The following is a 14,998-nucleotide window of genomic DNA, read 5'->3' on the forward strand; positions in this document are numbered from 1 at the left end:
GCACCACCTGCCACGCGCGTACAGCTGGTATACCGCGACCAATCAAGGTCACTTCAGCGTTTTGTCGACATGCCCACAGAGAGACAAGTCAAACACGCACGGGCCCAACTCGTCCGACCTGAAACGCAGTTCGGGTCGGACACATAGCAAGGGCCCGGATCCTTAAAGGATCCGGGCCCTTGCCTTCAAGTAGCGGGGACAGGATTTGAACCTGCGACCTCTGGGTTATGAGCCCAGCGAGCTACCGAGCTGCTCCACCCCGCGCCGTTGTGTCCCAACCGTACCACGGCGCGGAGTGGAGCCCGCTCAGCTGCTGTCGCCGCTCCCCGAGCCCGAATCCGAGCCGGAGTCGGCGTCCGCGCCGGAGTCCGAGCCGGACTTGGAACCGGAGCCGGAACTCGACCCCGAGCCACCGCCCGAGTCGGCGTCAGCGGCGCGCTGGAGAGCGTCCTGAAGGTCCTTCTGGGCCTTGCCGTACGCCGTCCAGTCCTGCTTCTTCAGCGCCGACTCACCCTCCTCGTACGCCTTCTGGGCGTCCGAGATGGCCTGTTGGAGCGCCTTTTCGCCGGTGGCCGGCGGTTTGGTGGTGTCTCCGGTGGGCGGCTTCGTCGGCTGCTCTTCGCTCTCGGCACCGAACACCGCGTTCAGCGCCTCCGGAAGGCTGTCCTTGAAGACCGGCTTGCCTCCATAGGAGACGGCCACCTTCTTCAGCAGCGGATAGTTGGCGCTGCCGCCTCGCGCGTACACCGGCTCGATGTACAGGAAGCCTCCGTCGAGCGGCACCGTGAGCAGGTTGCCGTACTCGATGTCCGAGTCGGTGCCTCTCAGGTTCCTGACGAACTCCGCGACCTCCGGCACACCGTTCAGCTCACTCTGTACCTGCTGTGGGCCTTGGACCGTGGAGGTCACTCTCAGGACTCTGATCTTGCCGTAGTCACTGCTCGTGGCATCCGCGTCCACCGCCATGAACGCCCCCAGGTTGGGGCGCCCGTTGGGCGTGAAGGTGGTCGTCAGGGAGAACTTCTGGTCGTCCTGCCCCGGCATCTTCAGGCTGAGGTAGTACGGCGGGACGGAGTTGCTCTCCTTGGTGGTCGGGTCGTCCGGCACCTGCCACGCGTCACTGCCGCTGTAGAACTGCGCGGCGTCCGTGACGTGGTAGCGGGTCAGCAGTTCACGCTGCACCTTGAACATGTCCTGCGGGTAGCGCAGATGGGCCATCAGGTCGGCGTCGATGGAGCTCTTGGGCTGCACCGTGCCGGGGAACGCCTTCATCCAGGTCTTGAGGACCGGGTCCTCGGTGTCCCACTGGTACAGCTTGACCGTGCCGTCGTACGCGTCGACGGTCGCCTTCACCGAGTTGCGGATGTAGTTGACCTGGTTCTGCTGCGCGACGACCGCGCGCTGGCTGTCGGTCAGCGAGTCCGCCGTCGTGTCGCCCAGGGTCGTACGCGAGGCGTACGGGTAACCGTTGGTCGTCGTGTACGTGTCGACGATCCACTGGATGCGGCCGTCGACCACGGCCGGGTAGGCGTCGCCGTCGATGGTCAGCCAGGGCGCGACGGCCTCGACGCGGTCCTTGGGCGTGCGGTTGTAGAGAATCCGCGAGCCCTCGCCGATGGCGCCGGAGTAGACCATCTGCGGCTCGCTGAACGCCACGGCGTACGCCGCGCGGTTCAGCGGGTTGGAGAGGTCGACGCCGCTGTTGCCCTTGTAGCTCGTCGTCCGCTCGCCGTTCTTCTCGTAGTCCAGCTCCTTCTGCGGACCACCGACGATCGAGTACTGCTCGGTCTTCTCGCCGTAGTAGATGCGCTGCTCGTACTTGCCGGCGATCTGTCCGGTCGTCGGCAGGCCGGACTCCGTGAAGTCGGGAGCGCCCACGGTGCCCTCGTTCTCGTCGGTCACCGTGTTGGTGCCCTTCGAGGCGATCATTCCGTACCCGTGTGTGTAGGTGAAGTGATCGTTGATCCAGTTGCGCTTCGGGATACCCGTGATGTTCAGCTCGCGCAGACCGACCACCGTGTCCTGCGGCTTTCCGTCGGCGTCCTTGTACCGGTCGACGTCCAGCGTGGCGGGGAACTGGTAGTACTTACGCTCCTGCTGAAGCTGCTGGAACGCGGGCGAGACCACATTGGGGTCGACCAGCCGGTAGCTGGCCGCCGAGTCGGCGGCCTTGCGCTGCTCGGCCTTCTTCGCCGGGTCACCCTTGCCGCCGTAGTCCTGCACATCGGCGGTGTTGATGCCGTACGCCTCACGCGTGGCGTCGATGTTCTTCTTGATGTACGGCGCTTCCTTGGCCTGCTCGTTCGGCTGGACCTGGAACTTCTGCACGATGCCGGGGTACAGGCCGCCGATGAGGATCGCCGACAGCACCATCAGACCGAAGCCGATCATGGGCAGCTGCCAGGTGCGGCGCCACAGCGTCGCGAAGAACAGCACGGCGCAGATGACGGCGATGCAGAAGAGGATCGTCTTGGCCGGGAGATAGGCGTTGGCGTCGACGTACCGCAGACCGGTCCAGTTGCCCGCCGCCTTGAAGTCGCTGGACTTCACGGCCAGGCCGTACCGGTCGAGCCAGTACGCCACGGCCTTGAACGAGACGAAGACGCCCAGCAGCACCGAGAGATGCCCGGTGGCCGCGGCCGTCGCGCGCGCTCCCGGGCTGGTGACGCGCAGCCCTCCGTACAGATAGTGGGTCACCGCGGCGGCGATCAGCGACAGCACGGCCGCCGCGAAGCCGAAGGCCAGCATGAAGCGGTACCAGGGCAGATCGAACGCGTAGAACGACACGTCCATCTTGAACTGGGGGTCCTTCTGCCCGAAGGGCACCCCGTTCACCCACATCAGCCAGGTGCGCCACTGACCGGCGGCGGAGGCTCCGGAGATCAGCCCGATCAGGGCGGTGATCGCCAGCAGCACCCACTTCTTGTACGGGGCGATGCCCATCCGGTAGCGGTCGAGGTTCTGCTGCTCCATGGACATCGCGCTCAGCGGCGGCCTGAGCCGGTGCGCCAGCCAGATGTTCACCCCGACGGCAGCGGCCATCAGCAGCCCGAAGACCGCGAACAGACCGATCTTGGTCCAGAGAGTGGTGGTGAAAACGGATGAGTACTTCACCGAGCGGTACCAGAGCCAGTCGGTCCAGAACCCCGCGAACATGATGAACAGCATGGCCAGTACGGCCAGCACGCCCAAAGTCATGAGCAGGGTCCGGGCCCGACGGGATGGCCGGCCCACTCTGATCCGTGGCCCTGTCGGGCCTCCGCCGCGGTCCGGCATCTGGAAAGCCAACGTGCGCACCTCGAAGTTCGCGGTCGTGTGATTCAGCGGGTAATTCGGTGTCTGAAGCGGGCCCCGCGATCGTAGAGCCCACTCATGCAACTTACTGAGGCTTTACCTAGTTCCCGCACCCGGGTCCGAAGGAGGCAGGATATTGGCCATGTCCAATGTTTCTCCCTCATCAGGCACACCCATGGCCGCGAGCCCGCTGACCCGCGCGGTGCTCGAAATCGACGAGTACGCCTCGGGGCTCGGCTGGGATCAGCCCGCCCGGCTGTTCGCGCTCGTCGACACCACGCGGCTGCGCGCCGACGAGCCGGAGCTGGCGGTCCAGCTCGGGCTCGACGGCGAGGACGGGGCCGTCGCACCGCTCACCCCCGTCGAGCAGGACGAGATCCCGGCCGGCACCCCGCTGGACGAGTTCCTCGGCACCATCGCGTGGCCCGGGGCGGTGGCAGGCTGCGCGATGACCGTCGAGCGGCTCATGCTGCCGCCGTCGGCGGAGGCGTCCGTACCGGACGGTCTCGACGAGGCCGCCCTCGCCAAGTGGGTCTCGGCCCACCCGGAGCGTCAGGAGGTACGGATGACGGTCGCCGTGCTGCGTGACGGCGCCCGGGAGTCGGCGCTGCGGCTGCGCGAGAAGGACTCGCCCAACGAGGTCCTCACCGGCTCGGGGCTGGTCCCCGGGCTCGCCGAGGCGCTCGCCGCCACCTTCGAGGCGTGACCCCCCTTTTGAACCCCTTCCCGGCATGACAGGCGGCCCCTGAGCGCCGCTCCCGCGGGTGCGGCGCTCAGGGGCCTGTCCGGCGCTTTCGGGGTTCTCGCTCCGGCGCCCGGCGGCGTCCGGAGTCCATACGCCTTCCCGCCGGGGGTGCGTCCGGTCAGCTCGCCGAACAGCTCGGCAGACCGGCCGTCTCCCCGGCGCTGATCCTGTCCAGCGACTTCTTGGCGTCCGCGAGGGTCTTCACCCTGACCAGGGTGAGCCCGGCCGGGATGTCCGAGGCGGCCGTGGCGCAGTTCTGGTCCGGGGTGAGGAAGTACTGGGCACCCGCCTTGCGGGCGCCGACCAGCTTCATCCCGATGCCGCCGATGGGGCCGACCTTGCCCTCGTCGTCGATCGTGCCCGTACCCGCGATGAACTTGCCGCCGGTGAGGGAGCCGGGGGAGAGCTTGTCGACGATGCCGAGGGCGAACATCAGCCCGGCGCTCGGACCGCCCACGTCGGCCAGCTTGATGTCCACGTCGAACGGGAACGTGTGGTCCGTGCCGGCCTGGATGCCGACCACGGCGCGGTCGCCCTCGTCCGACTTCTTCGTGGTGATCGTGACCTTCTCGGTGACGGTGGGCTCCTTGCGCGCCTTCTCCGCCGCCTTCGCCTCCTTGGCGGGGACGATGGTGAACACGACGTCCTCGCCCGGCTTGTGCCGGGTGACGAGCTTCGCGACGTCCGCCGGCGCCTTCACCGCCGTACCGTCCACGGCCTTGATCACATCTCCGGCGTGCAGCGTGCCCTCGGCGGGGCTGTCCTTCAGCACGGAGGCGACGATGGTGCGCGCGGAGACCGGAATGTCCAGCTGCCGCAGGGCCGCGACCTTGGCGCTCTCCTGGGACTGGCTGAACTCCTCGGCGTTCTCCTGCGTGGACTGCTCTTCCGTCTTGCCGTCCGGATACAGGGTGTCGTGCGGTACGACGATATTGTCGTGCGCCAGCCAGCCGTAGACCGCTTCCACGATGTTCATGTTGTAGTCCGCCCCGGTGACTCTGACCGTCGTCATATTGAGATGGCCCGACGTCGGGTAGGTCTTGCGATCGGAGATCTGCAGCACCGGCTCGCCACCGGCGTCACCGAGGGTGTTCACCGTGGGCCCGGGGCTCATCTCCGCGTACGGAACCTTGATCAGCACTCCCGCGCAGAGAAGCGCGATGAGGAGGAGCGTGGAGGCGAGCATCGTCGCGGTGCGGCGTGGCATGGAACGACAGTACGGGAAGGGTCTGTCAGTGCGCCTTGGGGGCCGGGCCGTACGGGGCCGCGCGGCAGGGGTCGCGGCGGCCTCGTCCGGTGACACGGTGACGCAAAGGCACGAAGGCGCGGAGGCGTCAGACGGGATCGGACCCGGCAGCGCCCGGGACCGCCCCGGGAACCGCCTTCTCCATGGCGTCACGGAACCGGGCATAGCCGTTCAGCTCGGCTATGTCCCCGGTGGTGCGATCCCTCGAAGCCCAGCTCCCCCATATCGCCGCGCCGACGACAGCGAAAAGTGGAATCAGCAACCAGGCAAGTGCGGCCATACCGACCTCCGGACTCAGTGTGTGTCTGCTGAGGTCTACGACTGACCGATCAGCAGATTAACCATCTGCTGAACCAACGCTGCTGTCCGGGATGCGGTTACGCAAATCGGGCCGTACGGGTGCCGTAGAGGCACTGACACGGCTTCAGGTTGCGCCGAAAGGCGGTAGGCGCCGCCCCTGGAGGAGGCGCTACGCGCCCACCCGCCCTCCCGTCACCCGACCACCACCCCTCACCGAGGCGCTACGCGCCCACCCATTCCTCGGTGCCGTCCGAGAATTTTTGGTGCTTCCAGATCGGGACCTCGCTCTTGAGGTCGTCGATCAGCCTCCTGCACGCCTCGAACGCCTCGCCCCGGTGCGCGCAGGAGACCGCGACGACCACCGCCAGATCACCGACCGCCAGATCCCCCACACGGTGGACGGCCGCCAGCGCGCGCACCGCGTGCGAGGCGACGACCTTCTCCGCGACACGGCGCAGCTCGGCCTCGGCCGACGGATGACAGGAGTAGCCGAGGCCGTCGACGTCCGCGCCCCCGTCGTGATCGCGCACCGTGCCGACGAAGAGGGCGGTGCCGCCCGCCGCGTCGTCCCCGACCGCGCGGAAGACCTCGTCGACGCTCAGCGGGGTGTCGCGGATCGCCAGCAGCCGGATGGGATCCTGTGCAGCCTGTTCGCCCGGATGGGGGTGCGTGCTCGCCATACGGTCCATCGTGCCGTACGGCGCGCACGGCCCGGACATCCGCCGTACCCGCCGCGCGCCACGGGCGGCGCCCCCTACAGCCGGCGCCGCGCCTTGCGCGCCCTGCGCACGAGCGCCGCCGTACCGAGCAGCGCCACCGTCGCCCCCGCAGCGCCCGCCGCGGTGGCGTCCTTGCGGCCGAGCCTGCGGCCCGCGACGGTGTGGCGGCCCTCGACCTCCTCCAGGAGAGCGGCGAGAACCTCCTCGTTCGTCCACCGGGGGCGCCAGCCCGCGTCATGGAGTCTGCTGACGCTGACCACCCAGGGGTGCATCGTGTAGGCGAGATCCCCGGCGGGCGAGGGCGTCAGGCCGATCCGGTGCAGCCGCGCTGCGGCCCCCAGCGCGACGGCGGAGGGCAGCTCCATCCGGCGGATGCCGCTCAGCTCCTCGACCTCCTCCTGTTCCAGCCAGCCGTCGCAGCCGACCGCGAACTCGCCCTCGGCCTTTTCGAGCGCGGCGTACTCCAACGCGCTGACCAGGTCCTCTATGTGGCAGAACTGCCAGGTGGGGCGCGATCCCGCGACGACGAGCAGCCTCGGCGACTCGAAATAGCGGGTGAGGGCGGTGTCCGTGCCGCCGACGAGGACGGCGGGCCGTACGACCGTCACATTGAGGCCAGGGTGCGCGCGGGGCGCGCGGCGGCCCAGGCGTTCGATCTCCAGGAGATCGCCCACCCCGGTGGCCTCGGCGGTCGCGCGCAGCTCCGCGTCCTCGGAGAGCGGGATGTCATTGTCCGGCAGCGCGCCGTAGACCATGGCGGAGGTACAGAGCACCACCCGGTGCACCCCGGCGGCGGCCGCCGCCGTGAGCACCGTCTGGGTGCCCCGGACGTTGTAGGCCGTGCGGGCGGCGGCGTCGGTCTCCAGATCGAGATCGAGCGCGAGATGCACCACCACGTCCACGCCGCGCAGCTTGTCCGCGATGGCCGGGTCGCGGACGTCGAGGATGTGCCACTGCGCCTCGGAAACCTCTCCTCTGCGCTCGTCGATGGCGATGACCTGCTTGATCTCCTCTGACGCGGCCAGGCGCCGGGTGAGCAGGTCACCGACGCCGGTGGCGGCGCCGGTGACCGCGACGACGGGGCCGCGGGACGGGGTCGTGGTTGAGCGGTTTCGCGCTGCGCGAACCTGCGGATCTGGGGAACTCACCGGGCGTCTCCAGCGGTTGTCTTCAATACGTACGTGAATGACACGTACGTACCAGGTGACGTCCATCCTGCCGCAGGCGATCCGCCGACGGAGCATCGAGCCCGGAAGCCACCGGGGTGTCGAGGTCGTTTCCGCCGGTGAAACCGGGGGAAACGGGGGGACGGAACGGGTCGAAGGCAGGGTCCGGGCACAGCCGCCGGGCGGCCCGCGGCCCACGTGCCAGGCCCGCTCAGCCCGTCCCGCTTAGGCTGGGTGGTGCAGTCGGGCAGCCGCCACCGGCAGAAAGCCGGTGGCCCTACGAGCCGAGGAACCCCGTGAGTGACACCCCATTCGGATTCGGCCTTCCGCCGGAGGAGCCGGAGGACGGCGACGGCAAGAAGAAGGACCCTGCCGGAGGTGGTCAGGGTGCCGGTGGCCAGGGCGGTCCCGGCAATCCCTTCGCAGGATTCGGGCTGCCGGGCCCGGGCGGCGCGGGCGGCCCCGGCGGCGCCGACAACCCGTTCGCCGCGATGTTCGGTTCGCTGAACCCCAACGACCTGGGGGCGGCCTTCCAGCAGCTGGGCCAGATGCTCAGCTACGAGGGCGGTCCCGTGAACTGGGACATGGCGAAGCAGATCGCCCGCCAGACCGTCTCGCAGGGCACGTCCGACGGCACGAAGGACTCGAGCATCGGGCCCGCCGAGCGTTCCGCCGTCGAGGAGGCCGTGCGGCTCGCCGACATCTGGCTGGACGGCGTGACCTCCCTGCCCTCGGGTGCGAACACGGCGGTGGCGTGGAGCCGCGCCGAGTGGGTCGAGGCGACGCTGCCCGCGTGGCAGCAGCTCGTCGATCCGGTGGCGGAGCGGGTGGGCACCGCCATGGGCGAGGTGCTGCCCGAGGAGATGCAGTCCGTGGCGGGGCCGCTGATCGGCATGATGCGCTCCATGGGAGGCGCCATGTTCGGGCAGCAGATCGGGCAGGCCGTGGGCGTGCTGGCCGGTGAGGTGGTCGGCTCGACGGACATCGGGCTGCCGCTCGGCCCGGCCAACAAGGCCGCGCTGCTCCCGCTGAACATCGAGGCGTTCAGCAAGGACCTCGGTGTGCCCAAGGACGAGATCCGGCTGTATCTGGCGCTGCGCGAGGCCGCCCACCAGCGGCTCTTCTCCCATGTGCCGTGGCTGCGGTCGCACATGTTCGGCGCGGTCGAGGGCTACGCGCGCGGGATCAAGGTAGACACCTCGAAGCTGGAGGACGTGGTCGGTCAGTTCGACCCGTCGCACCCCGAGGAGCTTCAGGAGGCGCTCCAGCAGGGCATGTTCCAGCCGGAGGACACCCCGGAGCAGAAGACGGCGCTGGCCCGTCTGGAGACGGCGCTCGCGCTGGTCGAGGGCTGGGTGGACGCGGTGGTGCACGAGGCCGCCAAGCCGAGGCTGTCGGGGGCGGACGCGCTGCGCGAGACGCTGCGCAGGCGGCGGGCCTCCGGCGGTCCCGCCGAGCAGACCTTCGCGACCCTCATCGGGCTCCAGCTGCGTCCGCGCCGGCTGCGGGACGCCTCGCGGCTGTGGGCCTCGCTCACGGACGCGCGCGGGGTCGACGGCCGGGACCGGCTCTGGGAGCACCCGGACATGCTGCCGACGGCTTCCGACCTGGACGACCCGGACGGCTTCGTCCACCACGAGCAGGCGGACTTCTCCGAGCTGGACAAGATGCTCGGCGAGGCGGCGAGCGGCGGGCCGGACCTCCAGAAGAAGAAGGACGACGACCGGCGGGGCGACGACCCGCGGGGCGACGGCGAGGACAGCACCGACGGCAAGGACGACACCGGTAAATGAGCCTGCACGACGACGCCGTCCTCGTACTGAAGGAGTACGGGGACCAGCAGGACGGGAGCCAGCAGGAGCTGCGCGGGCTCTATCTGGACCACTTGGCGACCCATCCGGACGCCATGTGGAAGGCGTGCTCGGCCGGGCATCTGACGGCCAGCGCGCTGGTGATCGATCCGGAGCGGGAGCGGGTCCTGCTGACCCTGCACAAGAAGCTCGGTATGTGGCTCCAGATGGGCGGCCACTGCGAGCCGGGTGACGGGACGCTGGAGCGCGCGGCGCTGCGGGAGGCCCTGGAGGAGTCCGGAATCCTGGGGCTGAGGCCGCTGGAGGGCGGGCCCGTCCAGCTGGACCGGCACGCCATCCCGGCGCCCTGCCACTGGCATCTGGATGTGCAGTACGCGGCGCTGGCCCCGGCCGGAGCCGTCGAGAGGATCAGCGAGGAGTCGCTCGACCTGCGCTGGTTCGCCTACGACGAGGTGGCGGAGGTGGCCGACGGCTCGGTCGTCCGGCTGCTGGAGCGCACCCGGGCCGTGCTGCGCGGCTGAGGGAGACGAGCGGGTGGGGGGCGGGGCCGTCGTGTACGCGGCCCCGCCCCCACCCGTCTGCCGTCCTGTGCGCTGTCCCCGTGTGCGGTCCCTGTCCGCTGTCCCCGGGACCGCCGTCAGCGGCCCCAGTCGTTGGTCGGGTTCTGTCCGTGCGCGCCGTTGCCGCCGATGCCGTACTGCGCGCCGAGCCCCTGCCCGATCACCGCGTTCTGCGGGGGCATGACCTCGCTGGGCTGGACGAGGGCGAAGCCCTCACCGAGGAAGCTCAGCTCCCATCCCTCGCCGGTGTTCCCACGCCGCCGCCGTACGCCCGAGGAGTGCGTCTGCGCCTGCATCTGTACGCGCAGGGCCGAGGACCAGGCGACGACCGCGTCGGCGTCCGCGCTGATGTACTTGTCCGGCGTGACCCGCATCATCAGCGGCTGGCCCGAGGTCATCAGCGCGACCTTGCCCCGGCCGGAGATGTTCAGCTGGTACTTGCCGGAGCCGGAGATTCCGTACTGGCTGTCCACGGCGACGACCTCGGTGTGCAGCGCGGAGTCGAGCGCCAGCACATAGGCGCTGTCCACCGTCATGCCGTCCTGGTCGACATCCACGATGTGGATGTACTGGGCGAGGTTGGCCAGATAGACCGTGCCCTGCCCGGAGCAGCGCATCAGCTCCAGCCCCTCGCCGGTGTACGCGCGGGTCTGGCGTCGGCTGTGCGACTCGTACTCGCCGTCGAAGTCGATCAGCCCCTGGTAGGCGACCATGGCGCCCTTGCGGGCGAGGACATCGTCCTGGCCGGTCAGCGCGACGCGCAGGAGCTGCGGATTCTGCACCGCGTAACGGTCCTGGGACTGCTGTTCGGTGTACGCGAAAAGCGGACTCTGCATGGTGTTCTCGCTCCTCTCAGCCCTGGATCCGCAGTCGGTCGGTGCTGTCCTCGCTGGGCTGTACGACCACGATGCCCTGGCCGGAGAAGGCCATCTGATACGCCTCGCCGCTGCCGCGCCCGATCAGCGCGGACGCCTTGAAGCTCCGCTTGCCCTTCACCTTGAGGGCGGGCGACCAGGCGACGAGGGCGTCGGGATCGACATAGGTCTCGTCCTCGCCCCGGCCGCAGTCCACGACGACGGGGGTTCCGCGCGAGGTGAGGGCGACCCAGCCGGTCCCGGAGATCTGTACGTTCCAGAGCCCCTGGCCGGCGAATTTGGCCAGCCCCTTGACCCGCTCGACGCCCCACTGGAGGTGCGCGTCGAAGGCCAGCAGATTGGAGCCGTTGACGGAGAGCGCGTCGTTGTCGAGGTTGATGACGACGACATCCGCGCCGTAGTCGGCGAGATAGAGCAGTCCGTCGCCCGAGCACTTCATCACCGGCGTGGACTCGCCGGTCACCCACTGGGAGGCGATCCGGCGGACGGTGGGCGGGTTGGGCTCGTACTGGATGAAGCCCTCGTACGCGATCATCGAGCCGGTGCGTGCGAACAGGTCCTGGCCGGTGGCCATCGCGACCTTGAGCATCGAGTGGCCGTGGTTCTCCATCCGGGCCACGACGGGGGTGGGGGCGTAGCCCGTGAGCTGCTGGTTCATTGTCAGGGCTCCCTCAGACCTCGTACGGCTGGACGACGATGAAGTTGCCGGGGGCTCCCCGGAACTGAAGGTTCACGGTCTCTCCGCTGTGGCCGGGGTAGGCGTGGCGGCGCAGGCTGACCTGGCTGGAGACGATCACCTGGGAGGCGGCCGACCAGGCGACGACGGCGTTGGAGTCGGCGAAGGTCGTGGGGGTCACGGGCAGCACCACCGGGGTGCCGTGGGTCTTCACGACGACGGTGCCGGTGCCCTGGAACACCATGGTGAACAGGGCGCCGCCGGGGATGCCATGGCCCTCGATGCGGCGGACCTCGTACTGAAGGCTCTCGTCGAAGGCGAGGACGTTCTCGGCGGAGACGCAGATGCCGTCGCCCTGGAGTTCGACGGGGTGCAGATGGGTGCCTTCCTCCGCGAGGAAGACCTGCCCCTTGCCGGTGCAGCGCATCAGCTGCATCTCCTGGCCGGTGACATTGCCGACGATGCGGCCGACGAAGCCCGCGCCCTTGTAACCGAAGTCGACCTTGCCCTGGTACATCACCATGCTGCCCTGCCGGGCGAGGACCGGGCTGCCGTCCATGCCGAGATCGACCCTGACCAGCTGGCCGTTCTGCGCGGTCCAGCGCTGCCCGGTGGGTACTTCCCGGTACTTCTGGAGGGCGGCCTGGAGCCCGGCGCCACCGGGCGGCGCCCCCTGCGGGACGCCCTGGGGCGCGCCGGGCGACTGCTGTCCGTAGGGGGACGGGACGGGCTGCCCGTAGGGGGCGGGTACGGGCTGTCCGTACGGGGCGGGTACGGGCTGTCCGTACGGGGCCGGTGCGGGCTGTCCGTACGGGGCGGGTGCGGGCGCGGGCGGTGGTACGGCGCCCTGCGGCGCGGACAGCGGCGCCACGATCGTCTGCGCGGCGTGCACCGGCCGCGGCGCCGGAGCGGGGGCCGGCGGAGCGACCGGGGCGCCGAAGGAAGGAGCGGGCGCGGGCGCGGGAACGACACCGGGCTCGGACGCGGCGGGCGGGGCGAAGCCCGGGACCGGGCCGGTGGCCTGCGGCTCCGGCGCGACCGGCTCCTCCTCGGCCACCTCGCCGCCGAAGTTCTTGAGGAGGGCGTCGAGCCCGCCGTCGAAGCCCTGGCCGACGGCGGCGAACCGCCAGACGTCCTTGCGGTAGAAGTCACCGAGCATCACGGCGCGCTCGGTGGTGAACTCCGCGCCGGTGAACGCGTATCTGACGACTTCCTCCCCGCCCGCGACGATCCGGATGTATCCGGGGCCGACGTCGGACATCTGCCCGGCGCCGTCGATGGTCGCGGTGAAGGAGAGCTTGTGGAGGGATTCGGGGACCCGGTCCAGCGTCACCCTGAAGGACTCGGTGTCACCGGCCTGGGCACCCAGCAACTGGATCGATTCCTCGGGTGACTTCGGCTGGTTGAAGAAGATGAAATAGCGGTCGTCCGAGAGCTGTTCGTCGGCGTCGAGACCGAAACAGCTGATGTCGAAGGTCAGTCCGGGAGCCTCGATCCGTACGCCGACGTACAGATCCGTTCCCTGCGTGAGATCACTGACCCGGGCCTTGTGGCCGCGCTGGAATTCCCTGGCCATGCGTAACGACCGTCCCCCGTCCCGAAGATGAATCCTTCGCGCCAGGCTAACGGCTGGCTCCGACAATCGGCCAAGCAGGTACAGACTCGGTACACGATCGACGGTCGCTCATTCCTCCCGCACGACGGGCAGCTGGGGCAGCCGCTCGGCGGCCACCACGCCTTCGAGGTAGCCGCGCGCCCGCTCGGTGCGGGGGTACGCCTCCAGCAGCTCCCAGAAGCGCGGGCCGTGTCCCGGTACGAGCAGATGGGCCAGCTCGTGGACGAGTACGTAGTCGATGACGTACTCGGGCATGCCCTGGAGGCGGTGCGAGAGGCGGATACTGCCTTCGGCGGGGGTGCAGGAGCCCCAGCGGGTGTTCTGGTTGGTGACCCAGCGCACGGTGAGCGGTCTGGCCCGGCCGTCGAAGTACTGGGCGGACAGCCGTTCGGCCCGCTCGGTCAGCTCGTCGTCGCCGAGGAGGCGCTTGCTCTCCTGCGCGGCGAGCTTGTCCAGCATCACGGTCACCCAGCGCCGCTCCTCCGCCTCGGACATCCTGGCGGGGATGAGCACGATGGTCCGGTCGCCCTCGCGGTACGCCGAGACCGTTCTTCTGCGGCGGGCGCTTCTGCGGACTTCGACAGCGCTCGTCGCCGAGCGGCGCGGGGCGGGATCGGCGGACACGCCACGACGTTACCCGCTGGCCGTGCGAGAAGTCCTGCCTCGCGTTGGTTCGGCCTTGATCCATTTCATGGCGCACTCATTTTGAACGACTAATGAGCGCGCCTGTGGATAACTTTGCGCACCGTCTGCCGCGAAGCCGCATTCTGAGCACACGGACGCGGAAATCGAGGACGGGGAGCCGGACATGCATCCGATGGTGAAGCCCGCGCTGCGGCGCGCCTGGCGGGAGCGGCAGACCGTGCAGTTCGGGGTCACCCCCGCGCACGCGGTGCTGGTGGGTCCGGTCGATACGGCGACAGGCGCTTTTCTGGAGCTGCTGAACGGGACGCGCGGACTGCCGCTGCTGCGGGAGGAGGCCCGCGCGATGGGGCTGCCGGACGGCCGGGCGGACGCGCTGGTGCGGCGGCTGACGGCGGCGGGGGTGATCGACGACATGGGCGCGGGCGGCGCGGCGGCCGAGGCGTTGCGCGGGCGGACGGGGACCGTGGAGCGGCTGCGTCCGGATCTCGCCTCGCTCTCCGTCGTCCACCCGGAGCCCGGGGCGGGGATGCGGCTGCTGGCCGCGCGGCGGACGATGCGGGTCCAGGTCAGGGGTGCGGGACGGGTCGGGGCGGTCGTCGCTGCGGTGCTCGCCGCCGCCGGGGTGGGGCGGATCGATGTGCTGGACGGCGGGTGCGCGCGGGAAGGGGATGTGGCGCCCGGCGGGCTGCCGCCCGAGTCCGTCGGGGAGCGCAGGGACGCGGCGGCGGGGCGGCTGGTGCGGCGCTCGGCGCCGGGCCGGGCGCCGAGCGCGGCGGAGCACGCGCGGCCCGGGGAGGGACCGGAGCCGGGGCTCGCGCTGGTGATCGTGGCGCCGCGCGACGGGCTCGCGGCCTACGCGCCCGACCCCCGGGCCGCCGAGCCCTGGATCGCCACCGGCACGCCCCATCTCTACGCGGGGGTGATCGAGGCCACGGGGCTCGTGGGGCCGCTGGTCCTGCCGGGGGGCACGGCGTGCGCGGGCTGTGTCGCGCGGACGAGGGCGGAGCGCGATCCGGGATGGCCGAGGATGCGGGCGCAGTGGGCCTCCGGCCGCCGGGCCACGCCCGTACCGGCGTGCGATCTGGGGCTGGCCACCGCGGTGGCGGGGCTGGCGGCGGCGCACGCCCTGTCGTTCCTGGACGGTGAGCTGCCGGCGAGTACCGGCACGCGATGGGAGGTGTCGCCGCCACTGCTGGAGTGGCATCCCGAGCACATCGCGCCGCATCCGGATTGCCGCTGCGGCGCTGCGGGGCATCAAGAAGGGGTGCGCGTCGCGGTGTCGGGGGCCGCGCAGGACACAATGGCGGGGTAGCCGCCGTTAACCGGCTTGGTTGTCTGGGACTGGT

General features: G+C 70.1%; 13 protein-coding genes and 1 tRNA gene. 4 read left to right on the top strand and 10 right to left on the bottom strand.

Annotated elements, in window-relative coordinates:
- Positions 1-190 precede the first annotated feature (190 nt).
- Positions 191-264 (bottom strand) — tRNA-Met (locus tag OG627_RS10480).
- Positions 265-306: 42 nt separating this feature from the next.
- Positions 307-3,276: a UPF0182 family membrane protein gene (locus OG627_RS10485; protein WP_329072550.1), complete on the bottom strand. Its 2,970-nt coding sequence runs from the start codon at positions 3,274-3,276 to the stop codon at positions 307-309.
- Positions 3,277-3,436: 160 nt separating this feature from the next.
- On the opposite strand from OG627_RS10485, the gene OG627_RS10490 reads away from it, so the two are divergent.
- On the top strand, positions 3,437-4,000 hold the full coding sequence (locus tag OG627_RS10490) for a PPA1309 family protein (RefSeq protein ID WP_329063706.1): 564 nt from the start codon (positions 3,437-3,439) through the stop codon (positions 3,998-4,000).
- Positions 4,001-4,157: 157 nt separating this feature from the next.
- Here the strand turns inward: OG627_RS10490 and OG627_RS10495 are convergent, their stop codons facing one another.
- The 4 genes from OG627_RS10495 to OG627_RS10510 all read right to left on the bottom strand — a co-directional run bounded on the left by OG627_RS10495 (position 4,158) and on the right by OG627_RS10510 (position 7,452).
- Positions 4,158-5,246 (bottom strand): YlbL family protein, encoded by a 1,089-nt coding sequence (locus OG627_RS10495; RefSeq protein WP_329063708.1) that lies wholly within the window; start codon positions 5,244-5,246, stop codon positions 4,158-4,160.
- 127 nt (positions 5,247-5,373) lie between these two features.
- Complete coding sequence (locus OG627_RS10500) at positions 5,374-5,565, bottom strand: hypothetical protein (RefSeq protein WP_329063710.1); 192 nt, start codon at positions 5,563-5,565, stop codon at positions 5,374-5,376.
- A gap of 241 nt (positions 5,566-5,806) precedes the next feature.
- The gene (locus tag OG627_RS10505; protein ID WP_329063712.1) at positions 5,807-6,265 is read right to left on the bottom strand and encodes a molybdenum cofactor biosynthesis protein MoaE; all 459 of its coding nucleotides are present in this window, start codon (positions 6,263-6,265) and stop codon (positions 5,807-5,809) included.
- Positions 6,266-6,339: 74 nt separating this feature from the next.
- A complete protein-coding gene (locus OG627_RS10510; protein WP_329063714.1) occupies positions 6,340-7,452 on the bottom strand; it encodes an SDR family oxidoreductase in 1,113 nt (370 codons plus the stop codon).
- A gap of 314 nt (positions 7,453-7,766) precedes the next feature.
- Here OG627_RS10510 and OG627_RS10515 point away from each other — a divergent pair, with 314 nt between their 5' ends.
- Both OG627_RS10515 and OG627_RS10520 read left to right on the top strand, forming a co-directional pair.
- On the top strand, positions 7,767-9,263 hold the full coding sequence (locus OG627_RS10515) for a zinc-dependent metalloprotease (RefSeq protein ID WP_329063715.1): 1,497 nt from the start codon (positions 7,767-7,769) through the stop codon (positions 9,261-9,263).
- The gene (locus OG627_RS10520; protein ID WP_329063717.1) at positions 9,260-9,802 is read left to right on the top strand and encodes an NUDIX hydrolase; all 543 of its coding nucleotides are present in this window, start codon (positions 9,260-9,262) and stop codon (positions 9,800-9,802) included. Before OG627_RS10515 ends, OG627_RS10520 begins: the two co-directional genes overlap by 4 nt.
- 116 nt (positions 9,803-9,918) lie before the next feature.
- On the opposite strand, the gene OG627_RS10525 is transcribed toward OG627_RS10520, so the two are convergent.
- From OG627_RS10525 to OG627_RS10540, 4 genes are all read right to left on the bottom strand, one after another.
- Positions 9,919-10,677, bottom strand: coding sequence for an AIM24 family protein (locus tag OG627_RS10525; RefSeq protein ID WP_329063719.1), 759 nt, complete (start codon positions 10,675-10,677; stop codon positions 9,919-9,921).
- A gap of 16 nt (positions 10,678-10,693) precedes the next feature.
- Entirely contained in the window at positions 10,694-11,374 is a 681-nt protein-coding gene (locus OG627_RS10530; protein ID WP_329063721.1) for an AIM24 family protein, read from the bottom strand.
- Positions 11,375-11,387: 13 nt separating this feature from the next.
- Positions 11,388-12,968 (bottom strand): TerD family protein, encoded by a 1,581-nt coding sequence (locus OG627_RS10535; RefSeq protein ID WP_329063723.1) that lies wholly within the window; start codon positions 12,966-12,968, stop codon positions 11,388-11,390.
- Positions 12,969-13,076: 108 nt separating this feature from the next.
- On the bottom strand, positions 13,077-13,631 hold the full coding sequence (locus tag OG627_RS10540; protein ID WP_329063725.1) for a M48 metallopeptidase family protein: 555 nt from the start codon (positions 13,629-13,631) through the stop codon (positions 13,077-13,079).
- A 184-nt stretch (positions 13,632-13,815) separates the two neighbouring features.
- On the opposite strand from OG627_RS10540, the gene OG627_RS10545 reads away from it, so the two are divergent.
- Complete coding sequence (locus tag OG627_RS10545) at positions 13,816-14,964, top strand: ThiF family adenylyltransferase (protein ID WP_329063727.1); 1,149 nt, start codon at positions 13,816-13,818, stop codon at positions 14,962-14,964.
- Positions 14,965-14,998: the final 34 nt, after the last annotated feature.

Origin of the sequence: Streptomyces sp. NBC_01429 (genome assembly GCF_036231945.1) — a bacterium.
Classification (GTDB): Bacteria; Actinomycetota; Actinomycetes; order Streptomycetales; family Streptomycetaceae; genus Streptomyces.

Coding starts and splice junctions, on each gene's coding strand:
- OG627_RS10485 (WP_329072550.1), bottom strand. CDS start 3,276: ATGCCGGACCGCGGCGGAGGCCCGACAGGGCCACGGATCAGAGTGGGC.
- OG627_RS10490 (WP_329063706.1), top strand. CDS start 3,437: ATGTCCAATGTTTCTCCCTCATCAGGCACACCCATGGCCGCGAGCCCG.
- OG627_RS10495 (WP_329063708.1), bottom strand. CDS start 5,246: ATGCCACGCCGCACCGCGACGATGCTCGCCTCCACGCTCCTCCTCATC.
- OG627_RS10500 (WP_329063710.1), bottom strand. CDS start 5,565: ATGGCCGCACTTGCCTGGTTGCTGATTCCACTTTTCGCTGTCGTCGGC.
- OG627_RS10505 (WP_329063712.1), bottom strand. CDS start 6,265: ATGGCGAGCACGCACCCCCATCCGGGCGAACAGGCTGCACAGGATCCC.
- OG627_RS10520 (WP_329063717.1), top strand. CDS start 9,260: ATGAGCCTGCACGACGACGCCGTCCTCGTACTGAAGGAGTACGGGGAC.
- OG627_RS10525 (WP_329063719.1), bottom strand. CDS start 10,677: ATGCAGAGTCCGCTTTTCGCGTACACCGAACAGCAGTCCCAGGACCGT.
- OG627_RS10530 (WP_329063721.1), bottom strand. CDS start 11,374: ATGAACCAGCAGCTCACGGGCTACGCCCCCACCCCCGTCGTGGCCCGG.
- OG627_RS10535 (WP_329063723.1), bottom strand. CDS start 12,968: ATGGCCAGGGAATTCCAGCGCGGCCACAAGGCCCGGGTCAGTGATCTC.
- OG627_RS10545 (WP_329063727.1), top strand. CDS start 13,816: ATGCATCCGATGGTGAAGCCCGCGCTGCGGCGCGCCTGGCGGGAGCGG.